Origin of the sequence: Streptomyces lycii (assembly GCF_009735685.1) — a bacterium.
Classification (GTDB): Bacteria; Actinomycetota; Actinomycetes; order Streptomycetales; family Streptomycetaceae; genus Streptomyces; species Streptomyces lycii.
Window position 1 is genome coordinate 1 of the sequence record NZ_WHPN01000095.1, and the last position, 11,963, is coordinate 11,963.

9 protein-coding genes are annotated in these 11,963 nt (G+C 77.0%); 2 read left to right on the forward strand and 7 right to left on the reverse strand.

Annotated elements, in window-relative coordinates:
• Positions 1-472 precede the first annotated feature (472 nt).
• Positions 473-1,435, forward strand: coding sequence for an SCO1860 family LAETG-anchored protein (locus tag GCU69_RS04505; RefSeq protein WP_408055761.1), 963 nt, complete (start codon positions 473-475; stop codon positions 1,433-1,435).
• 511 nt (positions 1,436-1,946) lie between these two features.
• Here GCU69_RS04505 and cobC read toward each other — a convergent pair.
• On the reverse strand, positions 1,947-3,014 hold the full coding sequence (cobC, locus tag GCU69_RS04510) for an Rv2231c family pyridoxal phosphate-dependent protein CobC (protein ID WP_156205182.1): 1,068 nt from the start codon (positions 3,012-3,014) through the stop codon (positions 1,947-1,949).
• On the reverse strand, positions 3,011-3,904 hold the full coding sequence (locus GCU69_RS33440; protein WP_235978215.1) for a cobalamin biosynthesis protein: 894 nt from the start codon (positions 3,902-3,904) through the stop codon (positions 3,011-3,013). Before GCU69_RS33440 ends, cobC begins: the two co-directional genes overlap by 4 nt.
• 440 nt (positions 3,905-4,344) lie before the next feature.
• On the opposite strand from GCU69_RS33440, the gene GCU69_RS04520 reads away from it, so the two are divergent.
• Positions 4,345-5,070 (forward strand): ZIP family metal transporter, encoded by a 726-nt coding sequence (locus GCU69_RS04520; RefSeq protein ID WP_098751269.1) that lies wholly within the window; start codon positions 4,345-4,347, stop codon positions 5,068-5,070.
• 170 nt (positions 5,071-5,240) lie between these two features.
• Here the strand turns inward: GCU69_RS04520 and GCU69_RS04525 are convergent, their stop codons facing one another.
• The 5 genes from GCU69_RS04525 to GCU69_RS04545 form a co-directional block, all read right to left on the reverse strand.
• Positions 5,241-6,653 carry a cobyrinate a,c-diamide synthase gene (locus GCU69_RS04525; RefSeq protein WP_156205185.1) on the reverse strand — a complete coding sequence of 471 codons (1,413 nt, stop codon included), beginning with the start codon at positions 6,651-6,653 and terminating at the stop codon, positions 5,241-5,243.
• A 20-nt stretch (positions 6,654-6,673) separates the two neighbouring features.
• Positions 6,674-7,270, reverse strand: coding sequence for a cob(I)yrinic acid a,c-diamide adenosyltransferase (gene cobO, locus GCU69_RS04530; RefSeq protein WP_098751268.1), 597 nt, complete (start codon positions 7,268-7,270; stop codon positions 6,674-6,676).
• A complete protein-coding gene (locus tag GCU69_RS04535) occupies positions 7,270-9,540 on the reverse strand; it encodes a magnesium chelatase subunit D family protein (protein ID WP_235978216.1) in 2,271 nt (756 codons plus the stop codon). Before GCU69_RS04535 ends, cobO begins: the two co-directional genes overlap by 1 nt.
• Positions 9,541-9,673: 133 nt before the next feature.
• Positions 9,674-11,272, reverse strand: a complete 1,599-nt coding sequence (locus GCU69_RS04540; RefSeq protein ID WP_156205184.1) for a cobyric acid synthase — start codon at positions 11,270-11,272, stop codon at positions 9,674-9,676.
• The coding region (locus tag GCU69_RS04545; RefSeq protein WP_170315778.1) for a CobD/CbiB family cobalamin biosynthesis protein at positions 11,269-11,963 on the reverse strand (695 nt) is incomplete at its 5' end. The genes GCU69_RS04540 and GCU69_RS04545, both read right to left, overlap by 4 nt.

The window sequence follows — 11,963 nt, forward strand, 5'->3', positions numbered from 1 at the left end:
GTCCGGCCGGCCGATGGATCCGCGGCCGCGGATCGCCGGTGGGTCCCGTGGGCCGCGGTCGGTCCGTGGGGTTCGAGCGGGCCGGTCCGTGGGCCCACGCGCGTCGGTCCCTGGGCCCATGGTCGCGATGGCCGGCGGGCCCATTGGACGCGAGGACCGGTGGATCGACCGGTTGGCGGAACCGGTTTGTTGACTGACCGTAACCTTCGCCGTCTGTGATGCGTTGATCGTGCCCGCTTCCTCCGATTGCTGAAATGTACCGGGGGTAACAGTTGTGGCCTGGGGGATCCCGGCGAACAGGTGTGTCGATAGAGTCGAACTGGCGGCCGCAAACCACTCGTTGGAGTGAACTCCTGTCAGAACGCTGGCTGTTCACTCAGAGTGCGTAAGTATGCGGGGGTCGAGGTCGCCGGTGCGCGATGTCTCCCTCGGGCCGCGCCGACGACTCCATCTCTCCTTGGGGGTTCCACCCGTGAACAGCTCTGCTTCCGCCATGCCCGTACGCCGCCCGGCGGCCGCTCTCACCGCGGCGGCTCTCGTCGCCGGGACGGCGGTCCTGTACGGCGCCGGGCCCGCGCAGGCGGCGGAAGGTGACGGAAAGGCCGGTGCCGTGGTGCTGCGGACCGGTCTCGACGTCTCCCTGCTCGACAAGACGGCCGAGGTCCCGCTGGCCGTCACGCTGAACGAGGTGCACGCACCGGCCGACGCCGAGAAGAGCGCGCTCACCGCGCGGCTGGACGGCGTCGACAACGGCAAGCCGTTCAACGTGCTGCGCGCCGACGTCGCCACCTCCCGCGCCACCGCGGACGACCGGAAGGCCGAGGGCTACGCCAACCTGCTGAACGCCAAGGTGCACGTGCCCGGCCTGCCCCTGCTCTCGCTGGTCGAGATCGAGAAGGTCACCTCGCGGGCGGTGTGCGAGGCCGGCAAGAAGCCGACGGCGACGTCCGAACTGCCCGGCAGCATCACCGTCCTGGGCAAGAAGACCACCATCGCCGCCGCCGGTTCGACGAAGGTGCAGGTCCCCGGGGTCGGCGAAGTGAGCCTCGACCTGGCGAAGACCTCCACGACCAGCCGCACGGCCGCGGCGACGGCCCTGGAGCTGAACGTCTCGGTGGACCCGCTGGAGCTGAACGTCGCCGAGGTCAAGGGCCAGGTCAAGCTGGCCGAGGCGACCTGCGAGACCCCGGCCGGAACCACCGGGGAGCCCGCCGAGCCGGCCCCGTCCGCGCCGGCGGGCCAGGACGGCTCCGACGACGCCGAGGACACGGGCGTCGGCACCCAGACCGGCTCCGGCAAGGAGTCGCAGGACCTGGCGGAGACCGGCGGCAGCTCGGCCACGCCGTACCTCGCGGCCGGCGCAGCCGCGCTGGTCGTGGCGGGTGGCGCGGCGGTCGCCGTGGCCCGGCGCCGCTCGACGGGCAGCCAGGGCTGACCGGCGTCCGACCGCTCTGACGGCGGCCCGGACAGTACAGGCAGCCGGACGGCACAGGCAGCCGGACGGCACAGGCAGCCGGGCGGCACGGACGGCCCCGACGGCTTCACGCCGCCGGGGCCGACGGCTGTGCGGAGGCCGGGGCGGCGGACAGCCGCGCGCCCGGGACAGCCCGGGCGGTTCCATGCCGCCGGGGCCGTTCTCCGTGCACTGCTTCCGCGGCCGGCTGTACGGCCGCCGGGAGCCGGGAGGGGGCCATCCGTGCGGCTGCCCGGCTGCCCGGCTGCCCGGCCGGTCGGCCGGTCGGCCGGTCGGCCGCTGCCTCCGCCGCCCGTGCGGCGGACGGAGGCCCCGCCGGGCGCGCGGCGGCAGGGAATCCGCGCCGGGCGTCGGCGGGTCCTGCCGGGCGTACGGAAACCCGCCGGGCGCGGGGTGGTGGGGAGTCCGCGCACGGCGGGGAATTCCCGCACCAGCTGCCCTCGCCCGGGCGTGCGCCCCGAATCCGTCCCGGTCACTCCACCCGGCGGTCCGCCGGTGCCCGGTCCAGGCACCGGGCGAGCGCCCGCGCGAAGCGGTCCGTCGTCCCCCGGTCCCGGACCGCGAGCCGCAGCCACTCCGGGCCCAGACCGGGGAACGTGTCACCGCGGCGCACCGCGAAGCCGTGTTCCCGCAGCCGTTCCCGTATCGCGTCCGCGCCCGGCAGCCGTACGAGCACGAAGGGGCCGGCCGCCGGTCCGCACACCTCCACCCCGGGCAACCCGGCGAGCCGGTCCACGAGATGGGCCCGGTCCGCCGTGACGCGGGCGGCGGCGAGGGCGGCCTCCTCGACGGCCGCCGGTTCGCAGCACGCCTCCGCCGCCGTCAGCGCGGGTACCGACACCGGCCACAGCGGCTGTGCCCGCTCCAGCGCCGCCACCAGCTCCGGCGCACCGAGCACGTAGCCGATCCGCAGCCCCGCCAGCCCCCAGGTCTTGGTGAGACTGCGCAGCACCACCAGGCCGGGCACGTCCGTGCGCCCGGCGAGCGACTCCGCCTCACCGGGCACCGCGTCCATGAACGCCTCGTCGACGACCAGCACCCGGCCGGGACGGGCGAGAGCGGCCAGGGTCCCGGCCGGGTGCAGCACGGACGTCGGGTTGGTGGGGTTGCCGACGATCACCAGGTCCGCCTCGTCCGGCACGGCCTCCGGAGCGAGCCGGAAGCCGTCCCCGGCGCTCAGCAGGACCCGCTCCACCCGGTGCCCGGCGTCGCGCAGCGCGGCCTCCGGCTCGGTGAACTGCGGGTGCACCACGACGGGACGCCGCGCCGGGATGGCCCGTGAGATCAGGACGAACGCCTCCGCCGCGCCCGCCGTCAGCAGCACGTGCCCGGTCGGCAGCCCGTGCCGGCGGGCCACGGCCGCCCGCGCGGGGCGGCCGTCCGGATAGGCGGCCAGCGTGTCGAGGGACCGGGCGATCCGGTCCCGGAGCCAGGCCGGGGGAGTGCCCGCGCGGACGTTGACGGCCAGGTCGGTCAGGTCGGAGCCCCGGACCTCGGCATCACCGTGGTGGCGCAGATCGGGCTCGGGCAGCGTGGTCACGGCGTCTCCTCGGCGGGGCGGATCGGCGGGATGCCCGGGCGGGGGCCACCCGGGCCGCGCAGGTCGGTCGGGTCGCTCTGGTCGCCCTGGTCGCCCGGTTCGGTCGGGCCGTACGGGTCGCCCGGGTCCCCGGGGTCGGTCGGGTCGTACGGCCTTCTCGGGTTACCGGGGTCGGGCGGGTCCCCGAGGTCGGTCGGGTCGTACGGCCCTCTCGGGCCCCCCGGGTCCCCGAGGCCGGTCGGGTCGTACGGCCTTCTCGGGTCCCCGGGGTCCCCCGGGTCGCCCGGGCTGGACGGGTCGTCCTGGTCGGTCAGGCCGCCCCGAACGCCCGGGGCCCCCGGACCCTCCGGGGCCCCCAGATCCTCCGGGGCCCCCAGACCCTCCACGTTCTCCGGACCGCCGGGACCGCCGGGACTGCCGGGACTGCCCGGACCGCCCGGGCGCGGCCGTTGGCGGGCGACGGCGGCCGTGACACGGCGCGAGGTCCGCTTCGGTACGACGAGTTCGGCGCCGGGACCGGCGGCCAGCAGCGCGGCGGCCTCGGCGACGCCCGCCGTCCCGGCGGCCGCGAGGACGGCGGGCGACGGGTGCGGTACGTCCACGGCGGCCAGGGTGTCGGCGCGGAAACCCAGCAGCGGCAGGGCGAGCCGTTCGGCGGCGGCGACCAGCCCGGGCTCGGCCGTCTTCGCCGCCGCGGTCGCCAGCGCCGAGACGGCGGCTTCCGGCAGCTCCGACGCGGCCAGCGTCTCCCGTACGAGCCGGATCACCTCCCCGGCGGTCACACCCAGCCGGGCGCCGACGCCCACCACCAGCTCCGGCGGTGCCGCCGTCCGGCCGGTGCCGCCGTCCGGCGGCGGGAGGGCCCCGCCGGCGGGCTCCGCGGCGGTCATGTCCGCTCCCCGTTCCGGGCGTCCCGCGGCCGGCGGACCGCCCGGAACCACCGCTGAACGGCGGGGCGTCCGGACGTCCGCCGCCCGGCCCGCGCCCCTTCGCCGCCCGCCCCGTCCGTTGCTCCGCTCCATCCTCCGGCTGCTGCTCCGGCTGCTCTTCCGGCCGTTGCTCCGGCGGGAGGAACGGCCGGAGGTCCGGCTGTTCCTCCGTGCGCCCGCGCACCCGTTCCTCCTCCGGTGCCCCCGCCTCGTCCTCCGCCCGTTCCTCCTCCGGTGCCCCCGCCCCGTCCTCCGCCCGCACCGGTCCGTGGCGGCCGGTGATCCGCCGGTCGCGCGGTCCGCGCATGCGTCACCGGCCGCAAGTGGGTAAGCAGGTGCTGACGGGACCGGCCGCGGGAGCTTCCCCGGCGGCGGACGACGTGTCGTGACAGGAGATGCCCATGCCGGTGGTCGTCGCCCTGGGCGCGTTCCTGATGACGCTCTTCGGCGGCTGGGTGGCCGGACGGGTCGTCGACCGCAGACATCTCGTCCTCGGGCTCGCGGGCGGGCTGATGCTCGGCGTGATCGGTCTCGATCTGCTGCCGGAGGCGCTGGAGGCGGCCGGTGAGGAGGTGTTCGGCGTCCCGGCGGCACTGCTGCTGTTCGTGGCGGGCTTCCTCGCGGCGCACGCCGTCGAGCGGATGCTCGCGCTGCGCCGGGCCGCCCACGGCGCGTCCCCGGACGAGCGCACCCCGCAGGTGGGCCTCACCGCGGCTGCCGCGATGATCGGGCACAGCGCCATGGACGGCATCGCGATCGGCCTGGCCTTCCAGGTCGGCGGCGGCATGGCGGTGGCGGTCGCCGTGGCCGTGATCGCCCACGACTTCGCCGACGGCTTCAACACGTACACGATCACGAGCCTGTACGGGAACACCCGCCGCCGGGCGCTGCTGATGCTCGGCGCCGCGGCGCTGGCGCCGGTCGCGGGGGCCGCCTCGACGCTGCTGTTCACCCTGCCGGAGCAACTGCTCGGCATCTACCTCGGTTTCTTCGCCGGGGTGCTGCTCTATCTGGCGACCTCCGACATCCTGCCGGAGGCGCACCACGAGCACCCGGCGCGCAGCACCCTCCTCTGCACGCTGCTGGGCGCCGCCTTCATCTGGCTGGTCATCGGCGTCGCGGAGTGACCCCGCGGGGTGCGCCGGGCCGTGACCCGGGCCGTGCTGTCGAGTGCGCCGCGGGGCGTGCACCGGCGCCGGGCGGCCGTCCGGCCCGCCGTGCGCCGGGGGAGACGGCGCCGTCCCGCGGGCCGCGCCCCGCGGCCGGTTCCGGGCGGCCGCCGGGTGGTGAACCCGTGTCATGCCGCGCACCGGGCCGTGAAGCGGCGGGCCACGCCGGGCGCGCCCGCCCAGTGCAGATGGACGTACGAGGCGTGCACGCCCCGCCGTACGAAACCCTCGACGCGCCGCTGCGGCAGCCGCAGTCCCCAGGCGGGCTTGTCACCGGCCCCGGGCTCGGTCACGGTGCGGTGGAACTCGTGCCCGCGCAGCCGTGCCCCGGCGGGGGCCAGTACGCTGTCCGAGACGGCGACCGCCTCCCGGTAGCCCAGCGTGAGCCGCTCCGACATGCGGGCCTCGGCGTCCAGGACACCGCACATCGGGCGGCCGTCCAGGGAGCGGGCGAGATACAGCAGCCCGGCGCACTCGGCGGCCACGGGCGCGCCCGAGGCGGCGAGGGCCGCGACGGCCGCGCGCAGCGGTTCGTTCGCCGACAGCTCCGGTGCGTACACCTCCGGAAAACCGCCGCCGACGACCAGGCCCGCGGTGCCGGCCGGCAGCTTCTCGTCGCGCAGCGGATCGAACGGGACGACGTCCGCACCGGCCGCGGTGAGCAGTTCGGCGTGCTCGGCGTACGCGAACGTGAACGCGGGACCGGCGGCCAGCGCCACCACGGGCCGCGCCCCGGGGGCCGGGGCGGTCGCCGGGGCCTCCCCGCCGGCCGCGGGGGCCGGGGCTGACCCCTCGCTCTCCGCCGCGATCTCGGCCGCCGGGTCCCACGGGCCGCCCGGCAGCGGCGGGGCGCCGCGGGCCAGCGCGAGCAGGGCCTCCAGATCACAGCCTGCCCGCACGGTCTCCGCCAGCGCGGCCACCGACCGGGCGGCCTCCGCGCGCCGTTCGGCCACCGGCACCAGACCCAGGTGCCGGGACGGCGTACCGGCCGCGGCGGACCGGCGCAGCGCGCCCAGCACCGGCACCCCCACCTCGTCCAGCGCCTCCCGCAGCAGCTGCTCGTGCCGGTCGGAGCCCAGCTTGTTGAGGATCACCCCGCCCAGCCGCACCTCCGGGTCCCAGGAGGCGAAGCCGTGCACCAGCGCCGCCACCGAGCGGGACTGGGAGGACGCGTCGACCACCAGCACCACCGGGGCCCGCAGCAGCTTCGCCACATGGGCGGTCGACGCCAGTTCGCCCTGGCCGGCGACCCCGTCGTACAGGCCCATCACGCCCTCCACGACGGCCAGGTCCGCGCCCGCCGCGCCGTGCAGGAAGAGCGGCGCGACGCGGTCCGGCCCGCACAGGTACGCGTCGAGGTTGCGCCCGGGGCGGCCGGTGGCGAGCCCGTGGTAGCCGGGGTCGATGTAGTCCGGGCCGACCTTGTGCGGCGACACGGCCAGCCCGCGCCCGGCGAACGCGGCCATCAGCCCGGTCGCGACGGTCGTCTTGCCGCTGCCCGACGCGGGCGCTGCGACGACCAGCCGGGGCACGGCGGTCACCGCCCCGGCAGCGGCGGCGGTCACCACTCGATGCCCCGCTGGCCCTTCTGGCCCGCGTCCATCGGGTGCTTGACCTTGGACATGTCGGTGACCAGATCGGCGGCGTCCAGCAGTTCCGGCGGCGCGTTGCGGCCGGTGACCACCACGTGCTGCGTGCCCGGGCGGTCCCGCAGCACCGAGACGACCTCGGCGGTGTCGATCCAGCCCCAGTGCAGCGGATACGCGAACTCGTCCAGCACGTAGAAGCGGTGCGTCTCGGCGGCCAGATCGCGTTTGACCTGCTCCCAGCCCTCCCGGGCGGCCTCCTCACTGGACCCGATGTCCCGCTGCACCCAGGACCAGCCCTCGCCCATCTTGTGCCAGGTGACGGTCCCGCCCTCGCCCGAGTCGCCGAGCACGCGCAGCGCCCGCTCCTCGCCGACCCGCCACTTGGCGGACTTCACGAACTGGAACACCCCGACCGGCCAGCCCTGGTTCCAGGCGCGCAGCGCCATCCCGAACGCGGCCGTCGACTTTCCCTTGCCGATACCCGTGTGCACCATCAGCAGCGGCCTGTTGCGGCGCTGCCGCGTCGTCAGTCCGTCGTCCGGTACCACACTCGGCTTGCCCTGCGGCATTACGCGGCCCTCCCGGCCTTCGTCGTTCCCGTCACGTCGCGGACCAGCCCCGCGACGCTGTCCGCCCGCAGCTCGTCCAGCGTCACGGCGGGCCCGCCCAGATCGCGGGCGAGCGCACCGGCGAGGCCCAGCCGCACGGGGCCGGACTCGCAGTCCACCACCACCGAGGCGACCCCCTCGGCGGCCAGCAGGCGCGCGGCGCGGGCGACCGGCGCGAGCGGATCCGCCGCACGCCCGGTACCGGTACCGGCACCGGTCCCGTTCCGGCTGCCGAGGCCGCCCACGCGCCCGGCGGCGGTCCCCTTCCCGCGCCCGCTTCCGTCTCCGGGCCCGCCCCTGTCTCCGGTTCCGGTGCCCTTGCCGGTTCCGGCGCCGCTCCCGGCGGCGGCCGTCGCCCGGCCGTCCGTGACGACGACCAGCAGCGGCCGCCGCGACGGGTCCCGCAGCCGCTCCACCCGCAGCACCTCCCGGGCCCGCAGCAGCCCCGCCGGCAGCGGCGTGCGGCCGCCCGTCGGCAGCGACTCCAGCCGGGCCGCGGCCGCCTCCACCGACGACGTGGGCGGCAGCGCCAGCTCGGCGCCGGCGCCCCGGAACGTCACCAGACCGACCTTGTCGCGCCGCTGGTAGGCGTCCAGGAGCAGCGACAGCACGGCACCCTTCACCGCGCTCATCCGGCGCCGGGCGGCCATCGAACCGGACGCGTCCACGAGGAACAGCACGAGGTTCCCCTCACGGCCCTCGCGCACCGCCTCCCGCAGATCGTCCCGGCGCACCACCAGACCCCGCCCGGTACGCCCCCGCGCGTGCTGGTGCGGTGCGGCCGCCCGCACGGTCGCCGACAGATGCAGCTTCGTCAGGGAGCCCCGGGGCCGCTGCGCCCCGGTGGTGCGGCCGTGCGCGGTGCGGGCCCGCGAGCGCCGCCCGGCCGCCCCCTCGCCGAGGCCCGGCACGCTGAGCGTCCTGGTGCGGAACGGTTCCGCGGCCGGTACGGCCCCCTCCTCGGCCGCCTCTCCCGGCCCGTTCCCCGGCTCCCGGTCCGCGGCCCCGGCGGGCCGCTCGTCCCCGGCCGGCCTCTCCCCGGCTCCGGACTCCTCCGGGCTCGTACGGGCGTCGGGAACCGACGGCGGCCCGGGCGCGGTGGCCGGGTCCGGCTCTCCGTCCCGGCCGCCGGCGCCCTCCGGCCCGTCCGGTCCGTCCGGGCCGTCCTGCGGCGGCAGGCCGCCGGGTCCGCCGTCGGGGCCGTCGTCGTCCGGACCCCCGCCGTCCGGGCCGTCGCCGCCGGCGGGATCGTCGTCCCCGGCGAACTCCTCCAGCGTCCGGTCGAGTTTCTCCTCGTCCAGCCCGGGTGCGTCGAACGGGTTGCGCCGCCTGCGGTGCGGCAGGGCCAGCAGCGCCGCCTGCCGTACGTCCTCCTCGCGCACCCCGGTCCGCCCCGCCCAGGCCGCGAGGGCCGTCGCCGTACGCGCCATGACGATGTCCGCGCGCATCCCGTCCACCTCGAACGCGGCACAGCACGCCGCGATCTGGCGCAGCGCACGGTCGCCCAGCCGGACCGACGGCAGCAGCTCGCGGGCCGCCGCGATCCGCTCCCGCAGCGCGCTCTCCTCGGCCTCCCAGCGGGTGGCGAAGGCCCGCGGGTCCTCCTCGTACGCCAGCCGCCGCCGCACGACCTCCACCCGCCGGTCCGGCTCCCGGGAGGCCGCGACCTCGACCGTCAGCCCGAAGCGGTCGAGCAGCTGCGGCCGCAGCTCGCCCTCCTCCGGGTTCATGGTGCCGACCAGCAGGAAGCGGGACGCGTGCCGCACCGAGACGCCCTCGCGCTCGACGTACGAGGCGCCCATGGCGGCCGCGTCCAGCAGCAGGTCCACCAGGTGGTCGTGGAGCAGGTTGACCTCGTCGACGTACAGCAGGCCCCGGTGCGCGTCCGCGAGCAGGCCCGGCTCGAAGGCCTTCTTGCCCTCCGACAGCGCCCGTTCGATGTCGAGCGCCCCGAGGAGCCGGTCCTCCGAGGCGCCGACCGGGAGTTCGACCATCCGCGCGGGCCGGACCGTGCCGGGGCCGGGCTCGTGCGGGCCGTCCGGGCACGCCCCGTCCGGCGCGGCCGGATCACAGGAGAACCGGCAGCCCGCCACGACCGGCACCGCCGGCATCAGCGCCGACAGCGCCCGCACGGCGGTCGACTTGGCGGTGCCCTTCTCGCCGCGTACGAGCACTCCGCCCACGGCGGGCGACACCGCGTTGAGCAGCAGGCCCAGCCGCAGATCGTCCATGCCGACGATCGCGGTGAACGGATAGTTCGGGACGGTGGTGCTCACAGATGTCCTCCGGCTTCAGCGGTGACGGTGGTGGTCCGGGCCGGGACGTCCCCGGCGCGGGCGGGCGGCGTTCCCGCCGCCGGGCGCCTCACGCCGTGCCCGGCGGCAGGAACGGCAGCCCGGCGGGCGGTCCCTCCTCGATGAGCCGCAGCAGCGCGCCGGTGTCCGCGTGCTCCTCGATCAGGTCCCCGAGCCGGTCCAGCTGCTCCTCGCGCAGCTCGCCGAACCGGGTGTCCGGCGCCGGTGTGAAACGGCGGCCCGCGTCCCGCGCGACCCGCCGCAGGAACGCCCGCCGGAAACCGTCGCTCTCCAGCGACCCGTGCCAGTGCGTGCCCCACACGGAGCCCGCCCGGCAGCCGTCCAGCGGACGGCCTGCGGCGTCGGTGAGGAACGGTTCGGCGCCGTCCCCGACGGCAGCCACCCCGTGATGGATCTCGTAACCCGCGACCGGCTCGCCGAGCGCCCGGCCCGACGGCCGCGCGAGCGTCTTGTCCGCGGCGAACCGGACCGTGAGCGGCAGCAGGCCCAGGCCCTCGACCGTCCCGGCCCGCGACTCGACCTCGTCCTCGATCCGGGTGCCCAGCAGCTGGTAGCCGCCGCAGATCCCCAGCACCGGCCGCCCCTCGGCGGCCCGCCGGGCCACGGCTCCGGCGAGGCCGCGCTCCCGCAGCCAGGCCAGGGCCCGGACCGTGCCGCGGGTGCCCGGCAGCACGACCAGGTCGGCGTCCGCCAGCTCCTCCGGCCGGTCCACGAAGCGGACGACGACGCCCGGTTCGGCGGCCAGCGCGTCGACATCGGTGAAGTTCGACATCAGCGGTACGGCGGCCACGGCCACCCGCAGCACGTCCTCGCCGTGCGGCGGGGCGACGACGGACTCGCGCACCGAGCCGCGCAGGGACACCCGTAGCCCGTCCTCCTCGTCGATGCCCAGCCCGTGCGCGTACGGCAGCACGCCCAGCACCTGACGCCCGGTCAGCCCGCGCAGCGTGTCGAGCCCCGGCTCCAGCAGGGACACGTCGCCGCGGAACTTGTTCACCAGATAGCCCGCGAGCAGCGCCTGGTCCTCGCGCGACAGCAGGGCCGTGGTGCCGAAGAAGGACGCGAAGACCCCGCCGCGGTCGATGTCGCCGACGACCACGACGGGCAGCCCGGCCGCCCGGGCGAGGCCCATGTTGACGATGTCGTCCCGGCGCAGGTTGATCTCGGCGGGGCTGCCCGCGCCCTCGCAGACGACGGCGTCGTACCGGGCGCGCAACTGCTCGTAGCAGTCGGTGACGACGGGCAGCAGGGCCCCCCGGCGGTTCGCGGCGGGCGCCCGCCCGTCGCCTCCGGCGGCGCCTCCGGGGCCGAAGTAGCCGCGGGCCGACATCTCCCCGACCGGCTTCCCGAGCAGTACGACCTGACTGGTGCGGTCGCCGCCGGGCTTGAGCAGGACCGGGTTCATCAGCGCGGACGGCTCCGTGCGCGCCGCCTGGGCCTGCATGGCCTGGGCCCGGCCGATCTCCGCGCCCTCGCGGGTGACGAAGGAGTTCAGGGACATGTTCTGCGCCTTGAAGGGCGCCACCGAGACGCCCTTGCGGGCCAGCCAGCGGCAGATGCCCGCCGTGACCACGCTCTTCCCGGCGTCCGAGGTCGTCCCGGCGACCAGCAGCCCGCCGCCGCGCCGCGGCACTCCCGCGATGCTCATGCCCCGCCCTTCCCGGCGCCCGGGGGACGCCCGTGGGTTCCTGCCCGGCGCAGCGTGTCGTACGCCAGCCGGCTGCCCGCGCACACCAGCAGCGCCAGCGCGCCCACCCGGCGCGACAGGCGCACCGCGCGCTCGATGTCTGCCGGAGTCACCGGCCGGTTGCCGCCGCCGAGCACCGGCCGGTGCTCGGTGCGGCCCGCGTACGCGAGCGTCCCGCCGAGCCGCACGCCCAGCGCGCCCGCGAACGCCGCCTCCACCGGGCCGGCGTTCGGGCTCGGATGCCGTCCGGCGTCGCGGCGCAGCACCCGCCACGCGCCGCGCGGGTCCGGACCCGCCGCGACGGCCAGCGCCGCGGTGAGCCGCGAACCGGGGAAGCCCGCCACGTCGTCCAGCCGTGCCGCGGCCCAGCCGAACCGGCGCAGCCGCGGCGACTTGTGGCCGACCATCGCGTCCAGGGTGTTGACGGCGCGGAAACCGGCCAGCCCGGGCACTCCCGCGACGGCCCCCCACACCAGCGCCCCGACGACCGCGTCGGAGGTGTTCTCCGCGACGGACTCCACGACCGCGCGGGCGATCTGCTGTTCGTCCAGCGCCTCCGGGTCCCGGCCGCACAGGTGCGGCAGCTGCCGCCGGGCGGCCCCGACGTCCCCCGCGGCCAGCGCCGCGCCGATGGCACGCGCCTCCCGGCCCA